Source organism: Devosia sp. LjRoot16, assembly GCF_964252795.1.
Taxonomy (GTDB): domain Bacteria; phylum Pseudomonadota; class Alphaproteobacteria; order Rhizobiales; family Devosiaceae; genus Devosia_A.
Genome location: NZ_CAXUPH020000005.1, coordinates 222,943 through 246,656, shown reverse-complemented (window position 1 = coordinate 246,656; position 23,714 = coordinate 222,943). Strand labels below are relative to the sequence as shown.

Sequence of the window (23,714 nt, the reverse complement as noted above, 5' to 3'; positions counted from 1 at the left end):
CCGATTCTTACCCGCCGCTGTAACAGTCCCGACTACCCCTGCCCTCGGCTGCCCGGAAACTCACCCCCGCCCGTGGCCCGGGCGGCTGCTGTGGTGAGCTCCGGCCGACCCGCCGTTGCCCGATGGGACACTTCCCATCCGATGGTTGCTTCCATCAAAATGTCGCACGCCAAGCAACCGCCAAACGGCGGCGACTATGAGGCGATAATGCGGCATCCACGATCACGACACGCGCCTAACTGGCTGTCGACGAACGCGTAATAGCCGCTTCTGCAGCATCTCATTATCGTTCGAGAAGAGTAAATGGGAGGTCAAGCATGCGCATCGTCGATACCCACCTGCACCTGGTGCATATGGATCGCTTCACCTACCCCTGGCTTGACGGCGCCGGCGCATTGAACCGCGCCTGGCCGGCCGAAGCCTTTGCAGCTGAAGCACAAAAGCTCGGCATCGAGGCGGCGTTACACATGGAAGTGGATGTGGCCGAGGCCGATATGGAGCCCGAGACCCGCTACGCCCTCGAGGTAAATCCGCTGGTCGTCGGCGCCATCGCCGCGTGCCGCCCCGAGAGCCCGGATTTCCCTGGCTATCTCGACCGCCTCGCCGCGCTCAAAGGCGTCAAAGGTTTTCGCCGCATCCTCCACACCTCGCCCGATGAGCTGAGCCAAGGCCAGCTGTTCCGCGCCAACCTCCGGCGCCTTGCCGACAAGCACCTGCCCTTCGACCTCTGCGTCCTGTCCAAACAGCTGTCGGTCGGCCGCGAACTGGTCGAGAGCTGCCCCGGGGTGCAGTTCGTGCTCGACCACTGCGGCGTCCCCGACGTCGCCGCAAAAGCGCTCGACCCGTGGCGGCGCGAGATCAAGGCGCTGGCGGCGCTGCCCAACGCGGCGGCCAAGATTTCCGGTATCGTCGCGTATGCCGGTCCCAACTGGACCACCGCCATGCTCCGCCCCTTCGTCGAGCACATCATCGAAAGTTTCGGCTGGGATCGTGTCGTCTGGGGCTCCGACTATCCGGTGCTGACCCTCACCGCCGACCTCGGCCGCTGGGTGGCTGCGACCAAGGAGATCGTCGCCGGCGCCAGCCCGGACGAGCAGGCGAAACTCTTCCATCGCAATGCCGAGAGAATCTACCGCCTCTGATATATCAGCGTTGCCCCGACAGCCCACATGTGAAATACCCATTCACATAAGAATGGTCCGAGCGAGGAGCAGGTGAGCATCGACGTCGGAGCCCTCAGGCAAAACTGGCCCCTGCCGGGCAACCCCAGACCGATCGTCATCATCGGCGCCGGCGGCATCGTCACCGACGCGCACCTGCCGGCCTACCGGCTCGCCAACCTGCCGGTCGCTGGGGTGTTCGACCTCGATGCCGACCGCGCCAGATCTGTCGCCGAGGCATGGGGCACCCGCGCCTTCGCCTCGCTCGATGAGGCGATCGCCACGCCCGATGGGGTCTATGACCTCGCCCTGCCCCCCGCTGCCCATCTCGACGTGCTGCCAAAACTGCCCGATGGCGCCGCCGTGCTGTTGCAGAAGCCGATGGGCCGCGACCTCGCCGAAGCTACCGCCATCCTGAACCTCTGCCGGGCCAAGTCGCTGAAGGCCGCGGTCAACTTCCAGCTCCGCTTCTCGCCGATGCTGCTGGCCGTCGCCGACGCGCTGCAGCGTGGCTGGCTCGGCCGGCTGATCGATGTCGAGGTGCACCTCAACCTCGTCACCCCCTGGCAGCTGTTCCCGTTTCTCAACGGTATGCCCCGGGTCGAGATCGCGGTGCACTCGATCCACTACCTCGACACGCTCCGCGCCCTGCTCGGTAACCCCACCGGCGTCCATGCCCGGACGCTCGGCCACCCGTCGACGACACTGGCCCAGACTCGCACTTCGGCGCTGTTCGATTTCGCGCCCGACCAGCGCGTTACCTTCTCGATCAACCACAACCACGATTTCGGCCGTCGCTTCCAGGATGCGAGCTTTCGCATCGAGGGCACTGAAGGCGCCGCCATGGTGAAGCTCGGCCTGCTGCTCAACTATCCCGAGGGCGAACCGGACGAACTGTGGATCACCCAGCGGGATGATGACTGGACCCAGGTGCCACTCGCCGGAAAATGGTTCCCGCACGCCTTCATCGGCACGATGAGCAATCTGCAGCGCTACGCCGCCGGCGAGGACGACCGTCTCGTCACCGGTGTCGAAGACGCCTGGCACACCATGGCGCTGGCCGAAGCCGCCTTCGAGTCCGCCGCGAAGCCCGCCACCCCAGTGAGATCCGCGCCATGAGCACGCCGACCGTCGGTGTTCACTCGACCAACCCGACCACCATGCCCGCCGAGCACGCCCGGCTACCGGTGTGGAACGCCGAGAACTGGTTCTACGAGGACTTTGAGGTCGGCCACAAAATCCGCTCGCTCCGCCGCACCATCTCGGAGGGCGAGAGCATGCAGTTCAACGCGCTGGTCACCGACATGCACCCCTATGTGGCCGACGAGATCTTCGCCACGACCGAGGGCCAGTTCGGCCGCCGCCTCGTCGCCGGCGCCTTCGTCTTTTCGGCCGGGCTCGGGCTCGTCGCCACCAACTGCATCAACGCCTTCAGCTATGGCTATGACAAGCTCAGGTTCATCAAGCCGACCTTCATCGGCGACACCATCTACACGATCCGCACCAACATGGAAAAACGCCCGAAATACAAGGAGCTCGGCCTGATCCGCGCCAGCTATGAAGTGTTCAAGGGCGAAGGCGAACTGGTGCTCTACTGCGAGCATCTGCAGACCGTGAAATACCGCAACGCAGCCGACTTCGAAGGGCAGGCTCGCGACAGCGGCCAAACAGAAAAGACCGCTGAGAAATGACCAGCCTCCCTCTCGACGGCGTGCTCGTCGTCGATCTCTGCCAGTTCCTTTCCGGCCCCTATGCCTCGCTGCGCCTGCAGGATCTCGGGGCGCGCGTCATCAAGATCGAACGCCCGGATGGCGGCGACCTGAGCCGCCGGCTCTATCTCAGCGACACCGAAATCGGCGGCGATAGCACGATCTTCCACGCCATCAACCGCAGTAAGGAGAGCCTGGCGCTCGACCTGAAGAACCCCGGTGATATCGCCGCGCTCCGAAAGCTGCTCGGCCAGGCAGACGTGATGCTGCAGAACTTCCGGCCCGGCGTCATCGAGCGCCTCGGCCTTGATTATGACAGCGTCAAGGCGCTCAACCCCGGTATCGTCTATGCCTCCATAACAGGTTATGGCGACGAGGGACCGTGGGTGCAGCGTCCCGGCCAGGACTTGCTGGCGCAGGCCCGCTCCGGCGTCATGTGGCTCAATGGCGATCATGACCAGGGCCCTGTGCCCTTCGGCCTCGCCATCGCCGACATGCTGGCCGGCGCCGCGGTGGCGCAGGGCATCCTCGCCTCGCTGGTGAAGAAGGGGCGCACCGGCACGGGCGCGCATGTCGAAACCAGCCTCCTCGAAGCGCTGGTCGATTTCCAGTTCGAGGTGCTGACCACTCACCTCAACGATGGCCGCCGCACCCCGAAGCGCTCCGGCTTCCGCTCGGCCCATGCCTATCTCTCCGCCCCTTACGGCGTCTACCCGACCGCCGATGGCTGGCTGGCCCTCGCCATGACCCCGCTCGGCAAAATCCGCGACTTGCTCGAACTGCCGGCGCTCGACGCCTTCGCGGCCGATCCCAAAAGCTGGTTCAGCGCCCGCGACGAGATCAAACGCATCATCGCCGAACGGCTGGCGACCCACACCACCACCGAATGGCTCGCCGTGCTGGAGCCCGCCGATATCTGGTGCGCCAAGGTGCTCGAATGGCCCGAGCTCCTGGAGAGCGAAGGGTTCAAGGCGCTCGACATGCTGCAGACCGTCACGCGCGACGATGGCGTCTCCATTCTCACCACCCGCTCGCCGCTCCGCATCGACGGCCAGCGCACCCAGACGCATCGCGCCGCGCCGCTGATCGGCGAGCAGAGCGACAATATCCGCGAGGAGTTCGGCCTGTGACTATCCTGAAGGGCATGACCTGGAGCCATCCGCGTGGCTATGACCCGATGGTGGCGACCGCCAAAGCCTGGGCCGAGAAAACCGGCGTCACCATCGAATGGGACAAGCGGAGCCTCCAGGATTTCGAGTCGTTCCCGGTCGAGGAACTGGCGCGCCAGTACGATATGATCGTCATCGATCACCCGCATGTCGGCCAGGTCGTCGAGGAAGGTTGCCTCGCCCCGCTCGATGTGCCCGGCCGCGAGGCCGAGCGGCAGGCGCTGGCCGAAGGCTCGGTCGGCGCGTCCTACCCGAGCTACGAGTATGCCGGGCACCAATGGGCGTTCCCGATCGATGCCGCAACGCAGGTCATGGCCTATCGCGCCGACCTTATCGATGCGCCGCAGCACTGGGACGATGTCGTGGCGCTGGCCAAGGCCGGACGCGTCGTCTTCCCGCTGCTGCCGCCGCACTCGATGATGAGCTTCTTCACCCTGACCGCCAATCTTGGCCATCCCTGCGCAGTCGAGAACGGCCCGCTGGTCGACACGGCTACCGGCATCCGCGCCATCGAGATGCTGGCCGAAGTTGCGCAACACCTCGACCCCGCCGACTTCTCCATGGACCCCATCGCCGCCTCCGAGGCGATGGCGCGTCCGGATGCGCAGGTGGCGCTGATGCCGCTCGGCTACGGCTATGTCAGCTACGCCGTGCCGGGTTTCCGCCCGCAGCAGCTGACCTTTGCCGATATCCCGCTGCCCGGCGCCAAAGGGTCGGCCCTCGGCGGCACCGGCATCGCCGTCTCCGCCTTCTCCGAGAACAAGGCAGCCGCCATCGACTACGCCTACTGGGTCGCCTCTGCGGAGGTGCAGCGCACCCTCTATGCCGGCTCCGGCGGCCAGCCCGGCCATGCCACGGCCTGGGAAGACGATGCGATGAACGCCGCCGCCGGCAACTTCTATCGCGGCACCCGCAAAACCCTCGAGGGCGCCTATGTCCGCCCGCGCCACAATGGCTACATGGCGTTCCAGGACGCCGCATCGCAGCGGCTCAATGCCGGCCTGCTGGCGGGTGAGGCGCCCGCGACCATCCTCGCCGATCTCGATCGGCTGTTTCGGGAGAGTTTCTGATGGAGCGGCCCCGCCACTTCGAGGACTATGTCGTCGGCGAGGTGCGCAAGACCAGCGGCCGCACCGTCACCGAGACCGACTTCGTCGTCCACGCCGGCCATACCGGCGATTTCTTCCCGCACCACATGGACGCCGAGTTCATGAAAGGCTCGGAATTCGGCCAGCGCATCGCCCACGGCACCATGACCTTCGCCATCGGCATCGGGCTGACGGCGACGGAGATCAACCCGCTCGCCTTCACCTACGGCTACGAACGCCTGCGCTTCCCCAAGCCGGTATTCATCGGCGATACCATCCACACCGAGCTGACCATCGCCGGGCTCGATGACGATCCGAAGCGCCCGCAATACGGACGGGTGACCGAGCAGGTGCGGGTGCTCAACCAGCGTGGTGAGACCGTGCTGGCGTGCGATCATATCTACCTGGCGCAGCGGCGGGGGTAGCACCGTCCCGACAAACACCGTGCCTCCGCGCCCCCCTCCGAGCTACGCTAGGTCGCTCTCGCTCCCAAGCTTCGCTTGCCTCCCCCGTCAAGGGGGAGGTGGCATCCAGTTTGTGGCTGGATCCCGCCATGGCCACCAGCGGGCACCCTCCCCTTGACGGGGAGGGATGGGGTGGGGTGTGCAGCGCGCACGATGTTGCTGGCGCTACTCCTCCCGCCCCAGCAACACCGCCGGCCCATCCGCGGCCCGTACCCACGGCGTGTCATAGCTCGGCGCATTGGCAAACCGCCGCATACCCAGCGTCAGCCGCGCCGTCGCGCCGGCTGCGAGCTTCACGGTAAGCCACCGCCCGCTGACCACCGCCGGCGCGGCATCGCCGAGCTGCACAGACGTAATGTTGTGTTCCCCGAACACCCCGCCCTGGATCACCACCTCGGCCGCATGCACGGCGTCGGTGTTGACCAGCGTCAGCGTCGCGCCGTCGTGTGAGAGCCCATCGACCAAAGCCGCGACGCCTTGCGGCAAGCCCGGGCGTTTGCCGGCTGCGTCGAAATAGCGGAACCGCGCCACCTGCAGCCCGCCGTGATAGACGTGCATCGGCCCGCCCAGCGTCAGCTGCGTCAGCGCTTCCACCACCATCGGCGTCAGCTGCTGCCACATATGGATGGTCATCGACTCCCGGTAGTGATCCATCGTCTCGGGATCATTCTCGGCCTTGCGATAGTTGGCGATCTGCTCAGTGATGGTCTGGAGGTCGGCCTTCAGCACCGCCTCGGGATAGCCCGGGTCGTTGCCGCGCATGAACCTGAACCACTGCGCGGTATTGCCGTTGAAGCCCATATGGCCGCCATTGGTCTTGCCATAGCCGTGATAGGCCGGGTTCACCGCGTCGAACAGGTCACCGGCCCAGCCGCGCTCGGCCCGCTCGGCGTCCTCCTCGGCCATCGAGACGTTCCACAGGTACACCCCGTACATCGGGTGGAAACGGCGATAGTCGCGCCAGCCTTCGTCATAGTGCCGGTTCGGCACCAGCTGCTGGCCGCCCTCCTCGCGCCTGAGCCCCCACAGCATGTCGAGCTGCGAACGCGCCAGTTGCAGATGCGCCATGTCACCGGTCAGGACCGCCGCATTGACGCCAGAGACACAAAGCGGCTCGAGCAGTGAGAACGAACCGTGCGGCCAGCGCCAGCCGTAATAGCCGCCCCACCACTTGCCGTCATTGTATTCGCCGATCTCGCCTGAGAGCCCGATATTGTCGGGCGTGATCCCGCCATTGCGCGCCGTGCGCTCTTCCCAGGCCGCGAGATAATCGAGCACCCAGGCGCGGTACTTTTCCTCGCCGGTATAGGCGAAAGCATGCGTCATCAGCGAGGTGGCGCCGAGGTTGAGCGGCACGTCGCCACGCGACTGCCGCAGGTTGATGCGGGTGAGGATTTCGGCATAGGTCGCATCGTCCGACCACGGCGTCTTCATGCCGTATTTGTCGATCCCCGGCAGATCCTCGAAGGGCGGCAGGTAGTCATCGAGGATCTCGCGATGCGTCGACCAGTCTTCCGCCGTCTGCGTGAAGCGCGGGCCACGGCTGCCTGATATCGGCGAGCGGATCAGCTTGCGCTCCGCATCCCAGTTCTCAGCCTGGGCATCCTCGCCATTGTAGAAGCCGGCGAAGCGCCGGGTACGTTGGCGGTCCTTGGGCACGGCCGGATCCGCGAGACCGAAGAAATAGAAGAACAGGTTGCTCTCGCCGTGGTGCATCCAGTCGTAATAGGCGTCGTACTCGCGATGGATCTGCCCGTACTCGGTCCACTGCCAAGTGATGCCGTCCCAGATGGTGCGCGAGCGCTTGTACACCTCATCCGAGCCGCCCAGCGCGTAAAACAGCGGCATGTTCATGAACCCCTCATAGGGGTCGTCCGAGCCATCCATGCCCGGCCAGCGATCGCGCCAGATCAGCGTCCCGTCAGGCCGGGTGTAGCGGTCGGCGAACTCGATCGCCGCCTCGTTCAGCACTGCGAAGATCTGCCGTTGCAGCAGCGCCCATTCGGGCAAGGGGAGGATATCGGCCGCCTCGATCGACGGCGTGCTGGAGGCGCTGCTCATGCTGGCTAGATCCGGTTGCCCGTTACGGGGTCGAAGAGGTTGATGGCGGCGGTGTCGACGCTGAGGTTGAGCGTATCGCCCGGCTTCGGCCGCACCTTGGGCCCGAGCCGCGCCGTAAGCAGCTGCCCGCCGACGCTGACGATCACCATGGTGTCCGGGCCGGTCGGCTCGACCACATCGACGATGCCTTGAAGTCCCGCCGCGCCCTGCCCGGCGTTGAGTGTCTCCGGCCGGATGCCCGCGACCACTTCACGACCGACAAACGCCGCCACGTCCTGCTCCAGCCCGACGAGTGCGAGAGACCCGGCGGCGTGGCGCAGCACCAGCCCGCCATCGCCGTGCTCCAGCATGCCCGTGAGAAAATTCATTGTCGGCGAGCCGATGAAGCCGGCGACGAACATGTTGGCCGGCCGGTCATAGATGGTCTCGGGGTCGGCGAGCTGCTGGATCACCCCGCCCTTCATCACCGCCACCTTGGTGCCGAGCGTCAGCGCCTCGACCTGGTCGTGCGTCACATAGACCGTGGTGGTGCCGAGCCGGTCGTGCAGCCGCTTGATCTCGGTCCGCATCTCGACCCGGAGCTTCGCATCGAGGTTGCTCAGCGGCTCGTCGAACAGGAACAGGTCGGGGTTGCGGACGATCGCCCGCCCCATGGCGACGCGCTGCCGCTGCCCGCCCGAAAGCTGCCCCGGTTTGCGGTCGAGCAGGTGCTCGATCTGCAACAGCTCCGCCGCCCGCTGCACCGCCGCCTCACGCTCCTTCGCGTCGACCTTCCGCATCTCGAGCCCGAAGCCGATGTTCCGGCGCACCGGCATGGTCGGGTAGAGCGCGTAGGACTGGAACACCATGGCGATGTTGCGGTCCTTGGGGTGCACGTCGTTGACGTTCTTGTCGCCGATCAGGATGTCGCCGCCCGAGCTCGGCTCGAGCCCGGCAATGATCGCCAGGAGCGTCGATTTTCCGCACCCCGATGGGCCCAGCAACACCAGGAAGCCGCCGTCCTCGACCTCGATGTCGATATTGTTCAGCACCTCGACCGCGCCAAAACTCTTGCGCACGCCTTTGATCGACAGAGTGGCCATCGGCACTAACCCTTGACTGCGCCGGCGGTGATGCCGGCAACCATGACGCGCTGCACGAGGGCGAACAGCACAATCACTGGAATGATGGAAATGATGCCGCCGGCGGCCAGCATGCCCCAGGGCAGTTGGAACTCGCCGACCATCAGCTGCAACCCGACCGGCCAGGTGCGCGAGCCGGTGCTGGACGTGAGCATCAGGGCGAACAGATACTCGTTCCATGCGGCGATCGCCACGAACACACAGGTGGCGACGAGCCCATTCCGCGCGATCGGGATGACGATGCGGAACATCGCGCCGATGCGGGTCGAGCCGTCGATCCGTGCCGCACTTTCGAGTTCCGTCGGCGCCGCGTCGAAAAAGCCCTTCAGCATCCAGACGAACAGCGGCAGGAGGAAGCTGGTATAGGCGACGGCGAGGCCGAGGCTGGTGTCGAACAGGCCGAGGTTCCGCATCACGATGAACAGCGGGATGATCATCAGCACCGCCGGAAACATGCGCACCACGAGGTAGCCCAGCATCAGCGGCGTGCGGCCGGGGAAGTTGAAGCGCGAGAAAGCGTATGAGGCGATGGTGCCGGTGAACAGGCAGATCGCCACCGTCAGCGTGGTGGTGACGAGGCTGTTGATCACCAGGACCGGATAGCCCGACTGGTTCCACAGCTTGATGTAGTTCTCGAGCGTGAAGCGGGTGGGGAGATACACCATCGTGCGGGTCACGATGTCGTCCTCGACCTTGAACGAGGTCAGCAGCATCCAGAGCAGCGGACCGATACTGAGCACGGCGAGCAGGATCAGCACCGCGTAGCTGAGGATGTTCCAGATGAGGTTGGAGCCGGAGCGGGTCTGGGCCATGGCGCTAGTCCTGGTTGACCTTGCTGAGCCGGATATAGGCCCAGGCAAACAGCATCAGCAGTACGAACATCACCACCGACAGCGCGCCCGCATAGCCGAAGTTGAAATCCGAATAGGCGTTCTGGAACGCATAGAGCGACAGCACCTGCGTCGACCGTCCGGGCCCGCCCTGGGTCAGGATCAGCAGCAGATCCGGTGAGTTGACGAGGCCGATGACGCGCAGGATCACCGCCGCCGCAATGATGGTGCGCAGCATTGGCAGTGTGATCAGCCGCAGTTGCGCAAACGCTCCTGCCCCATCGATATCGGCCGCCTTGTAGAGATCGGTTGGGATGCCCTTGAGGCCCGCCATGATCAGCAGCGTGAAAAACGGAAAACTATGCCAGGCCTCGACGAAGATCGCCGTTGCCATCGCCGTGTTGGGGTCGGCAAACCACGCCTTGTATTCCTGGAGAAGGCCGATATTGACGAGAATGTCGTTGATGACGCCGACCCGGCTGTCGAGCATCAGGGCCCACATGTTGCCCGCCACCACGTTGGGCAGGAAGTAGGGCACGAGGATCAGCACCGCCAGCACCTTGCCGCCCCACAGGTTGCGGTTGAGCGCCAGCGCGGCGACGAGGCCGACAACGAACTCGATGAGGATCGAGAAGGTCACCCACACTGCGGTGTTGCGCAGCGACAGCCAGAAGATCGGGTCGGCCAGCATGCGCTGGTAGTGCTTGAGCCCGACGAACGCGCCGTTGCCAGCCGGCCGGTTGAGCCGCATCTCGGTAAAGCTCAGCTGGAAGCCGTAAACGGTGGGGAACAGCACGATTGCGGTGATCAGCAGCGCACTGGGCAGCAGCAGCAGATACATCCAGTAGCGCGTCTCGGAGAGCTCGCCGAGCAGCCGCAGCGGATTGATCGCGTCCCAGGTGGAGCGCGGTGGCGGCAGGGCAGCCATGGCACGGCCTCGGCTCATCGGGGCTCCTTGGAGGGCTTCCAGGAAAAGTTGCAGACTTTTCCGGTTCGGAAGCGCGACAACTTAGACTTGGCGTTGATCGGGTCGGGGGAGAAGGCGGCCGGCTTGCACCGGCCGCCAGGGATCAGGCGATGGCCGCAGCCAGCCCCTCGATGATCTGATCGGCAGCCTGGTCGGGCGTCGCCTGGCCGATCAGGATCTGCTGCAGCGCCGGCAGCACGGTGTTCTGCGCCCAGCCGGCCGCACCCGGGAAGCTCGGCTGCGGGATGCCGAAGCCGAGCGTATCCGCGGCGGCCTTGTACATCGGGTTGCCCACGATGCGCTGGTCCTGCGCCGCGACGGTCGAGGCCGGCATGTAGCCGGTCTTCTCGAGGAAAGCGACGGCGGCATCCGGCTCGCCCCAGAACTTGATCCATTCCCAGGCGGCGTCGGCGTTTTCGTCGTTGGTGATGCAGTTATAGGCGTAGGCGAGGCGCGCCACCCGGGTTGCCGGGCCAGCCGGCATCGCGAAGGTGCCGAATTCGACGCCCGGCTTCAGCTTGCTCGCAATGTCCTGATACGAGCCGGTGTGGTGCCAGATCATCGCGGTCTGCCCGGTCTGGAAGCCGCTGATGACCTGCTGGAAGCCATCATTGGCGGCGCTCGGCGGCACGGCCTTGTCCTTGACCAGCAGCCCCGCATACCAGTCGAGCGCCTTGACGACGATATCGCGGTCGAGCCCGATGGTGCCGTCTTCCTTCTTCACCGGCGAGCCGAACGCTTCGATGACGTTGACCACGAAATTCTGGCCGCCGGGGCCGCCTCGCAAGCCGAAACCGAAACGGCCCTTGGACGCGTCGGTCAGCTTGATCGCCGCATCGCGGAACTCGTCATAGGTGGTCGGCGCGGCAAGGCCGGCTTCATCGAACCAGTCCTTGCGATAGTAGCCCCAGTCGACGAACGTGAAGCCCGGCACGCCATAGGTCTTGCCGTCCTTGGTGATCGAGGCGAAACGCTTGTCGTCGAAGTCGCCACGCCGCTCCCAGCCGGCAATGCGGTCGGTCATGTCGCTGAGCGCGCCCATGGCGAGCAGGTCCTCGAAGCGCTCGGACGAAACCATCGTCACGTTCGGGCGGCTGCCGCCGACCACGGCCGCGGTGATCTTGGCCATGAACTCGGGATTGGGGATGTTCTCGGGCGTCACTGCAACGTCGGGATGCGCGGCCTTGAACAGGTCGAGCACCGCCTGCAACCCTGCAGCTTCCGACTGGCTGGTGAAGGTGTGCCAGTAGTTGATCGCCGTCTGCTGGGCGAACGCCTGGTGCGGCAGCAGCGCCGAAGCGGCCAGCATACCGCCGCCCAGCTTCAGGACTGATCGTCTATCGAACTTGGCCGTCATAAGTCTCTCCTCCCAATGATAGCTCAGTTACGTAATCTGATATATCAGTGCCATGGTACCTCAGCCCCACGCGGCGTCAACCGTTCGCTGACTGAGACCTTCGTCAGGGCCGTCTCGTCGAGTTTCTTGAAGTCGAACTCGTAACCGATGCCCGGCTCGTCGCTGACCGTCAGGTCGCCATCGACGATCGCGAGCGGCCCGAGCTTGTCGAGGCCCTTGATCTGCTCCTCGTTCATCACGAGCTGCTCATAATAGTCGTTGTTCGAGATGGCGGCGCAGATCTGCGCGTTCTCCAGCCCCATGCCATGCACCTGGGCCCGCATGCCGTGGCTTTCGCTCAGATGCGCCACCTTCATCGAGCCGGTGAAACCGCCCTTGTAGAAGGTCGAGACGCGCGTCATGTCGAGCGCCTTGTTCTCGATCCAGGTCGCCATGTTGCCATGTACGCCGTCCGAGGTTTCGGCGGCGAGGATCGGGATATCGAGCTTCTCGCAGAGCTTGGTGTAGGCCCCGAGATGGAACTCGCGCATCGGCTCCTCGTACCAGAGGAAGCCGAGATCCTGGATCGCCTTGCCGAACTCCAGCGCGTTGACATAGTCCCAGCCGGCCGAGCCGTCGAACATCAGGTCCGCATCGGGCCCGACCCACTTGCGAAGGTTCTTGCAGAGCTCAATGTCGCGCTTCACCGGGCCGCCCCAGGCATGCAGCTTGAACGCCTTGAAGCCGACATCGCGGCTCATTTTGATGTAGCGCTCGTACTCGTCCATCGTCGGCCAGGTGACTGTCGAGGCGTAGGCCGGCACCACCCGGTTGTCGCCGCCCAGCATCTGGTAGATCGGCATCTTGGCGTGCTGCGATTTGACGTCCCAGCACAGCATGTCGAGCATGCCGAGGTGCCGCATGTGGATCTCCTCGATCCGGTCGATCTCCCAGATCAGCCGCCACATCCGTTCGGTGAGCAGCGGGTTCTCGCCGATGAACTCGTGGTAGCGGCGGCGCACCAGGTCGATCACCGCCTCGCCGCGGCCCATCTCGATGACGCCGTCGATTCCGGCATCGGTCTCCATGCGGATCACCGCCTTATGCGGCTTGGAGCCACGCGGAATGTCACCGTGCGAACCGGGAATGCCGTCGCGCCAGATGAATTTCGGTCCCGGCTCGTGCTCGACCAGCCATGCCGTGAACCCCGTGATCTTCATTCAATCCTCCTAAATAGATGCTTGGCGGCCAGCCCAGGCAGGACCTGGCCGCTAACCCTTTTCCGCGCCCGACAGCATGCCGGAGCGTACGAACCGCTGCGCGGCCATGAAAATCAGCAGCACCGGCAGCACCACGAGGATGGCGGCGAGCACCACCTCCGGCTTCTTGATCGGCACATCGTTGGACGGCAGGTTGCTGAGCGCGCCTGAGCCGCTCACCAGCGCCGTCAGCCCCACCGGCAGGTTGTAGAGCTTGTCGTCGCTGAGCAGCACGAAGGCGAGGAAGTAGTTCGACCAGATGGCGAGGAAGCTGAAGAACGCCACCAGCGCGATGATCGGCCGGGCCAGCGGCAGCGCGATGCGGGTGAACAGCTGGAACCGGTTGGCGCCATCGACCCGGGCGGAATCCATCACGCCTTTGGGCAGCGAGGTCGAGAAGTAGACATAGGTGAGATAGACGCCGAACGGGAAAAAGCCGCTCGCGAGGATCAGCCCGGCATAGGTGTTGCTGAGGCCGAGGAGGTTCAATTCGAGAAAGATCGGCAGCACCACGGCGGTCGACGGCGTGATCATGGCGATCAGCGTCAGCGTCAGGATGAGCTTGCGGCCCGGGAACTCCGACTGCGCCAGCGCATAGCCGCCGGGGATCGAGGCGATCAGCGACAGCAGCACGCCGCCCACCGAATAGATCAGCGAATTGCCGACCCAGGTCAGGATCTGGAAGTTGTTGTAGGTGGTGAGATTGGTCCAGGTGCGGCTGAACGCTTCCCAGGTGCCCAGCGCAAACGGCGGATCGGTGAGCAGCGACGCTTCCGAGCGGGTGCCGGCGATGAACAGCCAGAGCAGCGGAATGCCGTAAAAGCACACCGCGAAGGCCAGCGTCGCGAAGACGACGAAACGGCCGAGGTTGAGGCGCATCGGTGCGGTTCTGCTGCTCATTCCGCCCTCAATCGATCTTGTAGAATTTGGTGGCAAAAACGATCACCAGCGCGATGACGATCGACGAGCCGACCAGCAGTGTACTGAGCGCCGCCGAGGCGCCAAAATCGCCCATCCGGAAGGCGTACTGGAACGCCATCTGGTTCAGCGACCAGTCGTTCTGCGCGAATTGCGGCCCGGCGAGCCCCATCAGTTGCGGCTCGACGAACAGCTGCAAGCCGCCGGCAAAACTCAGGATTCCCATCAGCACCAGCGAGCGCCAGATCATCGGCAGCTTGATCCGGGTGGCGAGCTGGAAGCGGTTGGCGCCATCGATGCGCGCCGCCTCCATCACTTCGGTGGGAAGGCTCGACAGCGCCCCGCCAAACACCACGATCCAGCCGCCCGAGGCCGAGAAATACGCCATCACGGCGAACACCCCTGCGAGCCCGATACCCGAGATCACGTCGGCGCGCGTGCCCCAGCCCAAGCTGTGCAGCACCGGCTGGAACGGGCTGACCGAGGGGTCGAGCACGAACAGCCACAGCACCACGATGGCCGACGAGGTGACGGCGCCGGGCAGGAAATAGATGGTCCTGAGCGTATTGGCGGTCTTGCGATTGATGCTGTCGAGCATCAGCGACAAAGCCGCGACGCCGATCATGGTGATGGTCACCCAGATGGCGACGAAGGCCAGCACATTGACGACGCTCGCCGGCACGCGGAAATCGTCGAACACGAACTGGTAGTTGGTGACACCCCAGAACACCATTTCGATGGTGTCGAAGAAGCTGAGCCCGAAGGCGTAGGCGATGGGAAACAGCCCGAACATCAGCAGCAGCAGCAGGTAAGGCGCCAGCAGCAGATACGACATGCGCGTATCGCGCCGTGCCTTCTGCTTTTCCTTGCGGGCGCGATCGCTCGCAGCCGCCCTCACATCCGATGCCATTGCCGTAGCGCTCATTGCTGCCCCGCGTCATGAACCGGACGCGCCCGTCAGGACGCGTCCGGTCTGTTCGTTATTCGACCTGGTAGCCGTTGAGCTTGGCGAGGTTAGTCAGCTCGGTCTGCAGCGCCGGCAGGGCGCCTTCCACCGTGCCGCCGCTCGAAAGCGGCTGCACCACCACCTTCGCGATCGCGTCGCTGACCGAGAAGCGGAGGCTCACATAGCCGGGATGGCTGAACGCCGCCGCATCGGCTTCCACCTTGAAGACGTTCGGATCGGCGTAATACGCGTCAGCGGCGAGACGCGCGCCCCAGGCTTCGGCCGACGGCCGGTGCCCCGGCAGCGTCACCGCGGCGGTCTGGTTGGCGATGTCGGTCGACATCCAGACGACGAGGTCGACCGCCTCGGCCGGATGCGCCGTGTCCTTCCAGGCGCCATAGGTGCCGCCGCCCCAGCTCCAGGTCAGCGGCTGGCTCTGGTCGTCCCACTTCAGCGGCAGCGCCGCGGCGAGCTTGCCGGCCGGCCATTCATAGGTCGGCTTGATCACATATTCGCCGAACCAGGTCGGCCCGATCATCAGCGGAATCTTGCCGCCCTTGGCGAGCGCCACGAAATCCGGCTCGAACGGCCCGACCTTGGTCAGGCTGCCATTGGCCAGCATCGCATCGACCATCCTGGCCGGCTTCAGGCACTTGTCGGTGGTGAGGTCGATCTTGACGGTGTCTTCCTTGCCTTCGACCGGCATCACCATGTCGCAGCCGTCGGAGACCAGCATGGAGTAGAGCGGGAACGCCTCGACGCCGGTGCCGAGGCTGAGGCCCTGCGGCGCCAGCTCTTCACCGAGCTTCTGGAATTCTTCCCAGGTGGTCGGCACGGCCTTGCCGAGCGCTTCCATCGCCGGCTTGTCGTACCAGACGATCATGTGCGCCAGGTCGTTGCGCATGCACAGCAGCTTGCCGTTCACATGGCAGGGCGAGTTGCCGTTCGGGTAGAACTCGTCCTGCAGCGCCTGCGGCACCTTGTCGGTGAGATCGAGCAGGTAGTTGGAGCGGCGGGTCGAGAGCTGCGCGGTGTACCCGATATCCGACATGAAGATCACGTCGGGGATTTCGCTCTTCGCCTGCAAAGCCAGCTGGATCTTGGCGATCAGGTCGGCCGGCGCCACGGTGGTGACGTTGAGCGTCACGTTGTCGTGCGTCTTGTCATAGAGATCGAACATGGTGAGGCGCGGCGTGTCCGACCAGACGTTCAGCGTCACCGCATCCTGGGCCATCGCCGCGCCGGCCATCAGGCTCAACGCGACGCCGCCGGCAAGCGCGGCGATCCTTGTACGAAGCATAGTCTCTCCTCCTGTATAGTCCGGCTTTCGCGCCGGATTTATCTGCCGACGGCCGACGCCATGACGGCGCCCGCTGCGTCGAACACGTGCACCTGGTCGGACCGCAGCCCGACCTGGACCTCCTGCCCCGGCTGGAGATCGGAATGGCCCATCACCTGCACGGTGATCACCTCCGGCGTTCCTCCATCGAGATAGGCGTATGTGATGTTGCCGAGCCGCTCGACCGACTCGACCCGCGCCGGCAGCGCGGTCAGCCCGGCGGGCATCGCGGCGCCGGCGGCGACCACTTCCAGCGTCTCCGGCCGCACCCCGAGCGTCACCGCGTCACCGACGCTGGCGCCGCGGGTCGTAAGGTCGACCTTGGTTCCGCTGCTGGTGTCGAGCCCCATCGTCGCCTTGCCGTCGGCGGCGCTCAGCACCTTGGCCGGCAACAGGTTCATCTTGGGCGAGCCGATAAAGCCGGCAACGAACAGGTTGTTGGGGCGTGCATAGAGATCGAGCGGCGGCCCGACCTGCTGGATACGGCCATTATCGAGCGCCACGATCCGGTCGGCGAGGGTCATCGCTTCGACCTGGTCATGCGTCACGTAGATCATCGTGGTGCCGAGCTCGCGGTGCAGCCGCTCGATCTCGAGCCGCATCTGCACGCGCAACGCCGCATCGAGGTTCGACAGTGGCTCGTCGAACAGGAACACCTTGGGGTTGCGCACGATGGCGCGGCCGATGGCGACACGCTGGCGTTGGCCGCCCGACAGCTGCGCCGGCGAACGGCTGAGCAGCTCATTGAGCCGCAAAATCCGCGCGGCTTCCTTGACCCGCTTGTCGATCTCGTCCTTGCCGAAACGCGCCAGCTTCAGATTGAAGGCGATGTTGTCGTAGACGTTCATGTGCGGGTAGAGCGCGTAGGACTGGAACACCATGGCGATGCCCCGCTCCGACGGCTCGGCAAAGGTGACGTCCTTGCCGTCGATCAGGATATCGCCATCGCTCACCGTCTCGAGCCCAGCGATCATCCTGAGGAGCGTCGATTTGCCCGAGCCCGAGGCGCCGACGAACACCACGAACTCGCCCTTGTCGATGGTCAGGTCCACGCCCTTGATGACGTCGACCGTTCCGAACGACTTGCGCACGTTTTTGAGCTCGACCGCGGCCACCTAGCAGCCCCTGCCCGTCGACCGCGACATCATCACCAGCTTCATGCGACCCCTCCGTTGAGATATTATTGAGCGGCAATGATATCTCAAGTCAAGGCACCGACTCCTCCAGAACGCCCTCCAACACGCCCCGTAGGCGCAATCTGGTAGCTCGAAAGCTCCGCAGAAACCTGTGTTCTCTGGTATTTTGCTGAGATTTCCAAAACGCCTGTTGATATACTAAAGTGCGAACACGCCTCTCGACCAATTCACCGGTGAACATGTCTGACGTCCGAAACGACAACGAAGGGTACCGCCGCTTCCGCAAGGCGATGAATGACGGCACGCTCGAAGCCGGCATGGTGGTGACCCAATCCGAACTCTGCGAGCTGCTCGGGCTGTCGCTGTCGCCGCTGCGCGAAACGCTGGTGCTGCTGGAGGAATTCGGGCTGGTCGAGATCAAGCCGCGCGCCGGCATCAAGATCGTCTACCCGGAGGTGGCGTTCATCCGCGAGAACTACCAGTTCCGCATCATGATCGAGATTTTCGCGCTCAAAAGCTTCGGCGACACCGTCTCCGACGCCTGGCTCGCCGGCATGCGCCTCAACCACGAGAAGTGCCGCATCAGCCTCACCGATGGCAGCCCGTTCGAGGCGGCACAGACCCCGTTCCTCGAACTCGACGGCCGCATGCACCGCGAGATCGTCGCCTCGCTCGGTAACCGCGCTATCCTCGATACGCACGAGCGCCTGCAGGAAAACATCCGCATGGCGCAACGCGTCCACCGCCGCCCCGGCTTCCGCGGCTACCTGGTCGATACCGTCGACGAGCACATGCGCGTCATCACCGCGCTCGAGCAGCGCGACGTCGCCGGCGCCATAGCGGCGATGGAAGCGCATTTCCAGGGCTCGACGCATAGGACGTTTGCGGCCTGAACCCGACTGATAGGGACGGCCCCCTCCCGGCCTCCCCCATGAAGGGGGAGGTGAAGAGTCGAGGCTCTGTCTTAGATCATGCAAAACACACCGGCGGGGCACCTCCCCCATCATGGGGGAGGATGGGAGGGGGCCGTCTGTCGCGGCTAAGCCACCCCTAAACAAACATCCCGAGATGCCGCTGCAGTGCCGCGTTGAAATGCGCCACCAGCGCCGCTTCGGCGCGGTCGGGGTCGCGCGCTTCGGACGCTTCGATGATCTCGAGATGCTCGCGGATCGAGCGCTGCGCCAGCGGCGCGGTGAGTTTGCGGTCGAGCCGCACCAGCTTGAGATAGGTGTGCATTCGTCGGTAGCTGGTCTCGATCAGCGCGTTCCTGAGGATCGCGATGATCGAGTTGTGGAGCAGCGTCTCCAGCGCCTCGAGCTCCTCCATCGTCTCCGCCGTGAGGCCTGACGTCTCGATGTGGCGGGACACGGTGCGGTGCCGGTCGCCCAGTTCGCGGATCAGGTCCTCGTCGCCCTGCTCGGCGAAGGCTCGCACCGCCGCCCGCTCGATGATGGTGCGGAACTGATAGGTCGATTTGGTGAGCTCGAGCCCGGGCTTGACGAACTGGATGCCGGAGCGCGGGTGGATGGTGAGGATGCCCTCGACCTCGAGGGTCCTCAGCGCATCGCGCAGCGGCGCCACCGGGATGCCGAGCAGCTTCACCAGATCGTTCTGCGACACGAAGGCCCCAGCCGGCAACCGCCGGTCGAACAGGTTTTCCAGGATCCGCGTATAGGCCAGATCGCTCAGCCGTCCGCCCGGCTGCGCCTCGGCCAGGCCGATATCGGCACCCTCATTCACAGCCACTTGTGCGCCCGCTTTCATTGGTCTATTAGCGTCACCGTCTGATATATCAGATGTTCATGTTAGTCGATCAGAGATCGCCAGCCTATGCGCATTTCCGAATTCCGCATCACCCGTTTCCAGTTTGCCCGCGACCGCGTTATCGGCGACAGCCAGGTCCGCGCCGACGATGTGAACATAGCGGCGCTCGAACTGATTGCCGATACCGGCGCGGTCGGGCTGGGGTTTATCCAGACATTGTTTTATCCGCTGCCGGATCAGGCCGAGATCGAGCGGGTGTTCCGCTCGGAAGCCTGGCCCGGTCTCGAAGGCCAGCCGCCGGCTGGGCTGGTGCATCGTGTCGGCCGGCCGCGTGGCGGCAACCAGCGTGCCTACACCCTGCCCTTCCATGAGGCGCTGCAGGTCGCGCTGTGGGATCTCACGGCCAAACAGGTGAACCTGCCATTGCACCAGCTGCTCGGCAGCCGGCGCGACAAGGTCGAGGCCTATGCCTCGGGCCTCGACTACCACCTTTCGGACGACGAGTTCGCCCGTTTCTTCGCCCATGCCGACGCGATTGGCTACCGCGCCTTCAAGATCAAGGTCGGCAACCCGGATTTCGACTGGGACCTCAACCGCCTGAAGATCCTCAAGCAGGTGGTCCGCAAGGACGCCCTGGTGATGATCGATAGCAACGAGGCCTGGGGCGCCAAGGAAGCCTTGGTCAAGCTCACCGCCATCCGCGATGCCGGCCACGAGCTGCTCTGGGTCGAGGATCCGATCCTGCGCAACGATTATGCCGGCCTCAGGATGCTGAAGGACGCGGCCAACTGGACGCTGATCAACTCGGGCGAATATCTCGATGCCCACGGCAAGCGCCTGCTGATGGAACAGGACGCCACCGACATCCTCAACGTGCACGGCCAGGTCACCGACGTGATGCGCATCGGCTGGCTCGCCGCCGACCGCGGCATTCCGGTCAGCCTCGGCAACACCTTCCTCGAGGTCGGCATCCATGCCGCCTGCGCCCTGCCCGAAGTGCAGTGGCTCGAATACTCGTTCCAGAATTTCGACCACCTGGTCGACCAGCCGGTCGAGATCAAGGACGGTTGGGCCTACGCCCCGGATCGCCCCGGCCATGGCCTGGTGCTGAACGAAACCGCCCGCCGCGAGTGGGCCCGCCCCAACCTGTTGCCGCGCTCCGAGCTCGGCGAAGCCCCGTTCAATCCGCGCGTCGCCAAGGCGCAGCGCGCGGCCTGAAGCCAACAGCTAACGACCCCAAAGTCATCCAGGGAGGAGACCTCGTTATGAATCTTCTGCGCACCACTGTGGCGCTCTCGGCGATCCTCGTCGCCGGCGCTGCCCTTGCCCAGGACGGTGCCATCACCGTCTGGGCCGACGCCACCCGCCAGCCGGCGGTCGAGGCGTTCATCGCCGCCCATCCGGAAGTGCCGGTCAATCTGGTGCTCGACGACGGCTCGTCGGGCGCCTCGGGCACCTTCCAGACCAAGATCAGCCTCGCCGACCAGGCCAATGAAGGCTGGCCGGACGTGGTCTTCTCGACCCAGAACAACGATGCCGCCTGGGCCGCCCGCGAGAACAACGGCGCGCAGGCCTTCGCCCAGGTGCTGAACGAGGGCTTCCTCGACCAGGCCTTCCTCGATGGCTTCACCCCCGGCGCGCTCGACCCGGTGACCGTCGACGGCAAGGTCTATGGCCTCCGTAACGACCTCGCGCCGGTGCTGTTCTGGTACAACAAGACCCTCCTGGACCAGTTCGGCTACGCCGCCCCCACCACCTGGGAAGAGTACCAGGCGCTGGGCGACAAGCTCGCCGCCGAGCATCCGGGCTATTTCCTCGGCGGCTTCGGCGACGCCTTCCAGGGTCCCTATATCTACTATTGGAGCGGCGAGGCGCCGATCTTCCAGCTCGAGGGCGAGACCTTCAAGTCCGACACCTCAGCGCCGAATGCGGTGAAGGTCTCCAACCTCATCGACCACATGGTGGCCAACAAGACCCTGACGCTCGACAGCGTGTTCGGCGCCAGCTTCGTCGCCAGCGCCGCCAACCTCGTCGCCATCCCTGGCCCGGCCTGGTACTCGGGCGCGCTGTTTCAGAACCCGGGTGGCGTCAACGCCAAGGCCGGCGACTGGGTCGCCGCGCCGCCGCTGAAATGGGCCGACGGCGCCGCGGTCACCGGTAACGTTGGTGGCGGCGTCTGGTACGCCTCGAGCCACACCCAGAACCCCGAGGCGGTGAAGACCTTCCTCAAGTTCGTCACTTCTGACACCAAGGTCGCGGGGACCGGCGGCCTGCCGGCCTACCAGGCGGCGGCCGATGCCTGGCTCGATGCGCAGGCGGCGAGCGGCTTTTATGCCGGCGACTTCAAGGCCGCCATCCAGGCTGCCGCCTCGAGCGTCTGGAACGGCTGGGGCTACCCCAACTTCTCGCCCGAAACCGCCTGGGCCAAGATCGTCACCCCCGGCCTCGCGGCCGGCAAGACCATGACCGACCTGTCGGCCGACTGGCAGCAGGAAATGAAGAACGAAGCGCAGGTCGTCGGCTACACCGTCGAGTGATCCTGAAACCTGAGTTCGCCGGGGGCGCGTAAAGTGCCCCCGGCCTTGTCCGTCTAGTGCCTGGAGCCGCCAAGTGAGCACGATCGACAATAGCGCTGCCACTGCTGCTGTCGCCCTCGAGCGCCCGAAAAAGGGCATGAGCGTCGAGCGCGCGCAGGGACGTATCGGCGTGCTGTTCGCCACCCCCTACACGCTGTTCCTCATCGCCTTCGGCATCCTGCCGGCGCTCTACGCCATCTATCTCGCCTTCACCAAGAAGGGCGCCTTTGTCGGCTTCGACAACTTCCTCAAAGTGTTCAAGGACTACCGGTTCTGGCCGGCGGTCGAGCATGTCGGCATCTTCATCATCGTCTGGCTGGTGCTGCTGGTCGTGCTGGTGGTGACCCTCGCCATCCTCGTCCACTCGATTGGCTTGCGCTGGTTATCCGGCACCATGCGCTTCGTCTATTACATCCCGGGCGCGCTGGCCGGCGCCTCGAGCGTCATGCTCTGGCTGTTCGTCCTCGACCCCACGGTCAGCCCGGTGTCGTGGCTGCTGCAGGCATTGGGCATCGAGAGCTTCGTCGGCGCCGTTGACGCCAGCCGCCTTCCGGTCGTCCTCGCGGTGATCGCCTTCTGGACCGGCGCCGGCGGCTGGATCGTCATCATGTATGGCGCGCTCAACAACATCTCGAAGGACGTCATCGAGGCCGCCCGCGTCGATGGCGCCGGGCCGGTGCGGATTGCCTGGTCGATCCAGATCCCGCTGATGCGCAAGTGGATCGCCTACATGGTGATCATGAGCTTTGCCGGCGGCACCCAGCTCTTCGTCGAGCCGCGCGTCCTAGCGCAGGCCAGTCGTGGCGTGGTCGGGCAGGACTATTCGCTGAACCAGCTCGCCTTCCTCTACGCCTTCAAACAGAACGATTTCAACGGTTCGGCGGCGATCTCGCTGGTGCTGCTGGCCGTCGCCGTCGCTCTCTCCATCTACTTCGTCTTCAAGGGTGGCCTGTTTGAGCGCGCCTAACTCCGAAATCGTCGGCACCCGCATGCGCGACCTCACGCCCGGCGCCTGGCTCGGCCGCGCCTTCGGCGTGCTGATCCTCATCGTCTTCGCGCTGTTCTTCGTCGTGCCGCTGCTCTGGCTGCTGATCGCACCGACCAAGACCGATCGCCAGCTGCTGCTCGAAGCCCCGTTCGCCCTTGGCGATATCGGCACGCTGCTGAGCAACTGGCAGAGTCTCATGACCTTCCAGGGCGGGCTGATCTGGACCTGGATCGGCAACTCGGTGTTCTACTGCGTCGCCGCGCTGGTGATCACGCTCTGCATCTCGATCCCCGCCGGCTACGCCCTGGCGATGACCGAGTTCCGCGGCCGGAAGCTCCTCCTGGTGGTGACGCTGATCGTCATGCTGATCCCCTCGACCGCCCTGGTGCTGCCAATCTTTCTCGAACTAAGCGCGGTGCGGCTGATCGGCAACCCGCTTTCAGCCATCCTGCCCTTCTCGTTCTATCCGTTCGGCGTCTACCTCACCTACATCTACTTCTCGACCGCGGTGTCGCGCGACCTCTTGTCGGCGGCGCGCCTTGACGGGGCGAGCGAGTGGCAGGTCTTCATGAAGATCGCCATGCCGCTCTCCACCCCGGTGATCGCACTGGTCGGCTTCTTCAGCTTCACCGGCAACTGGAACAACTACTTCCTGCCCTATGTGACGCTGCCCGGTCGAAAGGCGCCGATCCAGGTCGGGCTTGCCGAGCTGCTCTCGAACGTCCCCGCCTTCAACCCCACCAATGCGGCTTCGACCACCATCACGCTGTCGGCGCTGGCACTGGCGACGCTGCTCGCCATCGCCCCGGTGCTGCTCGTCTTCCTGTTCGCGCAGCGCTACCTCGTTTCCGGCATGACCGCCGGCGGCACCAAGGAGTAGTTT

22 protein-coding genes are annotated in these 23,714 nt (G+C 64.9%); 11 read left to right on the top strand and 11 right to left on the bottom strand.

Annotated elements, in window-relative coordinates:
* Positions 1–317: 317 nt before the first annotated feature.
* The 6 genes from ACSQ23_RS22555 to ACSQ23_RS22530 all read left to right on the top strand — a co-directional run bounded on the left by ACSQ23_RS22555 (position 318) and on the right by ACSQ23_RS22530 (position 5,551).
* Positions 318–1,142 carry an amidohydrolase family protein gene (locus ACSQ23_RS22555; protein ID WP_436091978.1) on the top strand — a complete coding sequence of 275 codons (825 nt, stop codon included), beginning with the start codon at positions 318–320 and terminating at the stop codon, positions 1,140–1,142.
* 72 nt (positions 1,143–1,214) lie between these two features.
* Complete coding sequence (locus tag ACSQ23_RS22550) at positions 1,215–2,279, top strand: Gfo/Idh/MocA family protein (RefSeq protein ID WP_436091977.1); 1,065 nt, start codon at positions 1,215–1,217, stop codon at positions 2,277–2,279.
* The gene (locus ACSQ23_RS22545) at positions 2,276–2,851 is read left to right on the top strand and encodes a MaoC family dehydratase (protein WP_436091976.1); all 576 of its coding nucleotides are present in this window, start codon (positions 2,276–2,278) and stop codon (positions 2,849–2,851) included. Before ACSQ23_RS22550 ends, ACSQ23_RS22545 begins: the two co-directional genes overlap by 4 nt.
* Complete coding sequence (locus tag ACSQ23_RS22540; protein WP_436091975.1) at positions 2,848–3,999, top strand: CaiB/BaiF CoA transferase family protein; 1,152 nt, start codon at positions 2,848–2,850, stop codon at positions 3,997–3,999. Before ACSQ23_RS22545 ends, ACSQ23_RS22540 begins: the two co-directional genes overlap by 4 nt.
* A 14-nt stretch (positions 4,000–4,013) precedes the next feature.
* The gene (locus tag ACSQ23_RS22535; protein WP_436092157.1) at positions 4,014–5,108 is read left to right on the top strand and encodes an extracellular solute-binding protein; all 1,095 of its coding nucleotides are present in this window, start codon (positions 4,014–4,016) and stop codon (positions 5,106–5,108) included.
* Complete coding sequence (locus ACSQ23_RS22530) at positions 5,108–5,551, top strand: MaoC/PaaZ C-terminal domain-containing protein (RefSeq protein ID WP_436091974.1); 444 nt, start codon at positions 5,108–5,110, stop codon at positions 5,549–5,551. Before ACSQ23_RS22535 ends, ACSQ23_RS22530 begins: the two co-directional genes overlap by 1 nt.
* Positions 5,552–5,755: 204 nt before the next feature.
* Here the strand turns inward: ACSQ23_RS22530 and ACSQ23_RS22525 are convergent, their stop codons facing one another.
* From ACSQ23_RS22525 to ACSQ23_RS22480, 10 genes are all read right to left on the bottom strand, one after another.
* A complete protein-coding gene (locus tag ACSQ23_RS22525; RefSeq protein ID WP_436091973.1) occupies positions 5,756–7,651 on the bottom strand; it encodes a hypothetical protein in 1,896 nt (631 codons plus the stop codon).
* A gap of 5 nt (positions 7,652–7,656) precedes the next feature.
* Positions 7,657–8,733, bottom strand: coding sequence for an ABC transporter ATP-binding protein (locus ACSQ23_RS22520; RefSeq protein WP_055883286.1), 1,077 nt, complete (start codon positions 8,731–8,733; stop codon positions 7,657–7,659).
* 5 nt (positions 8,734–8,738) lie between these two features.
* Positions 8,739–9,584, bottom strand: coding sequence for a carbohydrate ABC transporter permease (locus tag ACSQ23_RS22515; RefSeq protein WP_055999178.1), 846 nt, complete (start codon positions 9,582–9,584; stop codon positions 8,739–8,741).
* Positions 9,585–9,588: 4 nt separating this feature from the next.
* Positions 9,589–10,548 (bottom strand): carbohydrate ABC transporter permease, encoded by a 960-nt coding sequence (locus ACSQ23_RS22510; RefSeq protein ID WP_055882709.1) that lies wholly within the window; start codon positions 10,546–10,548, stop codon positions 9,589–9,591.
* Positions 10,549–10,672: 124 nt separating this feature from the next.
* Positions 10,673–11,926, bottom strand: coding sequence for an extracellular solute-binding protein (locus tag ACSQ23_RS22505; protein ID WP_055999173.1), 1,254 nt, complete (start codon positions 11,924–11,926; stop codon positions 10,673–10,675).
* A 44-nt stretch (positions 11,927–11,970) separates the two neighbouring features.
* Positions 11,971–13,125 (bottom strand): enolase C-terminal domain-like protein, encoded by a 1,155-nt coding sequence (locus tag ACSQ23_RS22500; protein WP_436091972.1) that lies wholly within the window; start codon positions 13,123–13,125, stop codon positions 11,971–11,973.
* Positions 13,126–13,176: 51 nt separating this feature from the next.
* Positions 13,177–14,064, bottom strand: a complete 888-nt coding sequence (locus ACSQ23_RS22495; RefSeq protein WP_436091971.1) for a carbohydrate ABC transporter permease — start codon at positions 14,062–14,064, stop codon at positions 13,177–13,179.
* A gap of 7 nt (positions 14,065–14,071) precedes the next feature.
* Entirely contained in the window at positions 14,072–14,992 is a 921-nt protein-coding gene (locus ACSQ23_RS22490) for a carbohydrate ABC transporter permease (protein ID WP_436091970.1), read from the bottom strand.
* Between the two features lie 70 nt (positions 14,993–15,062).
* The gene (locus ACSQ23_RS22485) at positions 15,063–16,328 is read right to left on the bottom strand and encodes an ABC transporter substrate-binding protein (protein ID WP_436091969.1); all 1,266 of its coding nucleotides are present in this window, start codon (positions 16,326–16,328) and stop codon (positions 15,063–15,065) included.
* 38 nt (positions 16,329–16,366) lie between these two features.
* Positions 16,367–17,482, bottom strand: a complete 1,116-nt coding sequence (locus ACSQ23_RS22480) for an ABC transporter ATP-binding protein (RefSeq protein WP_436091968.1) — start codon at positions 17,480–17,482, stop codon at positions 16,367–16,369.
* Positions 17,483–17,742: 260 nt separating this feature from the next.
* Here ACSQ23_RS22480 and ACSQ23_RS22475 point away from each other — a divergent pair, with 260 nt between their 5' ends.
* Positions 17,743–18,396 carry a GntR family transcriptional regulator gene (locus ACSQ23_RS22475; RefSeq protein ID WP_055999157.1) on the top strand — a complete coding sequence of 218 codons (654 nt, stop codon included), beginning with the start codon at positions 17,743–17,745 and terminating at the stop codon, positions 18,394–18,396.
* A 157-nt stretch (positions 18,397–18,553) separates the two neighbouring features.
* On the opposite strand, the gene ACSQ23_RS22470 is transcribed toward ACSQ23_RS22475, so the two are convergent.
* Positions 18,554–19,249: a GntR family transcriptional regulator gene (locus ACSQ23_RS22470; RefSeq protein ID WP_244488470.1), complete on the bottom strand. Its 696-nt coding sequence runs from the start codon at positions 19,247–19,249 to the stop codon at positions 18,554–18,556.
* 84 nt (positions 19,250–19,333) lie between these two features.
* Between ACSQ23_RS22470 and ACSQ23_RS22465 the strand changes: the two genes are divergently transcribed.
* From ACSQ23_RS22465 to ACSQ23_RS22450, 4 genes are all read left to right on the top strand, one after another.
* Positions 19,334–20,485, top strand: a complete 1,152-nt coding sequence (locus ACSQ23_RS22465) for a mandelate racemase/muconate lactonizing enzyme family protein (protein WP_055999149.1) — start codon at positions 19,334–19,336, stop codon at positions 20,483–20,485.
* 47 nt (positions 20,486–20,532) lie between these two features.
* Positions 20,533–21,804, top strand: a complete 1,272-nt coding sequence (locus tag ACSQ23_RS22460) for an ABC transporter substrate-binding protein (protein ID WP_055999146.1) — start codon at positions 20,533–20,535, stop codon at positions 21,802–21,804.
* A 73-nt stretch (positions 21,805–21,877) separates the two neighbouring features.
* Positions 21,878–22,810: a carbohydrate ABC transporter permease gene (locus ACSQ23_RS22455; protein ID WP_436091967.1), complete on the top strand. Its 933-nt coding sequence runs from the start codon at positions 21,878–21,880 to the stop codon at positions 22,808–22,810.
* Positions 22,797–23,711 (top strand): carbohydrate ABC transporter permease, encoded by a 915-nt coding sequence (locus tag ACSQ23_RS22450; protein WP_197421304.1) that lies wholly within the window; start codon positions 22,797–22,799, stop codon positions 23,709–23,711. Before ACSQ23_RS22455 ends, ACSQ23_RS22450 begins: the two co-directional genes overlap by 14 nt.
* Positions 23,712–23,714 lie beyond the last annotated feature (3 nt).

Bases quoted from the DNA above. Each gene is read 5' to 3' on its own strand.
- ACSQ23_RS22555 (WP_436091978.1), top strand. From the start codon at position 318: ATGCGCATCGTCGATACCCACCTGCACCTGGTGCATATGGATCGCTTC.
- ACSQ23_RS22545 (WP_436091976.1), top strand. From the start codon at position 2,276: ATGAGCACGCCGACCGTCGGTGTTCACTCGACCAACCCGACCACCATG.
- ACSQ23_RS22540 (WP_436091975.1), top strand. From the start codon at position 2,848: ATGACCAGCCTCCCTCTCGACGGCGTGCTCGTCGTCGATCTCTGCCAG.
- ACSQ23_RS22535 (WP_436092157.1), top strand. From the start codon at position 4,014: ATGACCTGGAGCCATCCGCGTGGCTATGACCCGATGGTGGCGACCGCC.
- ACSQ23_RS22530 (WP_436091974.1), top strand. From the start codon at position 5,108: ATGGAGCGGCCCCGCCACTTCGAGGACTATGTCGTCGGCGAGGTGCGC.
- ACSQ23_RS22525 (WP_436091973.1), bottom strand. From the start codon at position 7,651: ATGAGCAGCGCCTCCAGCACGCCGTCGATCGAGGCGGCCGATATCCTC.
- ACSQ23_RS22520 (WP_055883286.1), bottom strand. From the start codon at position 8,733: ATGGCCACTCTGTCGATCAAAGGCGTGCGCAAGAGTTTTGGCGCGGTC.
- ACSQ23_RS22515 (WP_055999178.1), bottom strand. From the start codon at position 9,584: ATGGCCCAGACCCGCTCCGGCTCCAACCTCATCTGGAACATCCTCAGC.
- ACSQ23_RS22510 (WP_055882709.1), bottom strand. From the start codon at position 10,548: ATGAGCCGAGGCCGTGCCATGGCTGCCCTGCCGCCACCGCGCTCCACC.
- ACSQ23_RS22505 (WP_055999173.1), bottom strand. From the start codon at position 11,926: ATGACGGCCAAGTTCGATAGACGATCAGTCCTGAAGCTGGGCGGCGGT.
- ACSQ23_RS22500 (WP_436091972.1), bottom strand. From the start codon at position 13,125: ATGAAGATCACGGGGTTCACGGCATGGCTGGTCGAGCACGAGCCGGGA.
- ACSQ23_RS22495 (WP_436091971.1), bottom strand. From the start codon at position 14,064: ATGAGCAGCAGAACCGCACCGATGCGCCTCAACCTCGGCCGTTTCGTC.
- ACSQ23_RS22490 (WP_436091970.1), bottom strand. From the start codon at position 14,992: ATGGCATCGGATGTGAGGGCGGCTGCGAGCGATCGCGCCCGCAAGGAA.
- ACSQ23_RS22485 (WP_436091969.1), bottom strand. From the start codon at position 16,328: ATGCTTCGTACAAGGATCGCCGCGCTTGCCGGCGGCGTCGCGTTGAGC.
- ACSQ23_RS22475 (WP_055999157.1), top strand. From the start codon at position 17,743: ATGTCTGACGTCCGAAACGACAACGAAGGGTACCGCCGCTTCCGCAAG.
- ACSQ23_RS22465 (WP_055999149.1), top strand. From the start codon at position 19,334: ATGCGCATTTCCGAATTCCGCATCACCCGTTTCCAGTTTGCCCGCGAC.
- ACSQ23_RS22460 (WP_055999146.1), top strand. From the start codon at position 20,533: ATGAATCTTCTGCGCACCACTGTGGCGCTCTCGGCGATCCTCGTCGCC.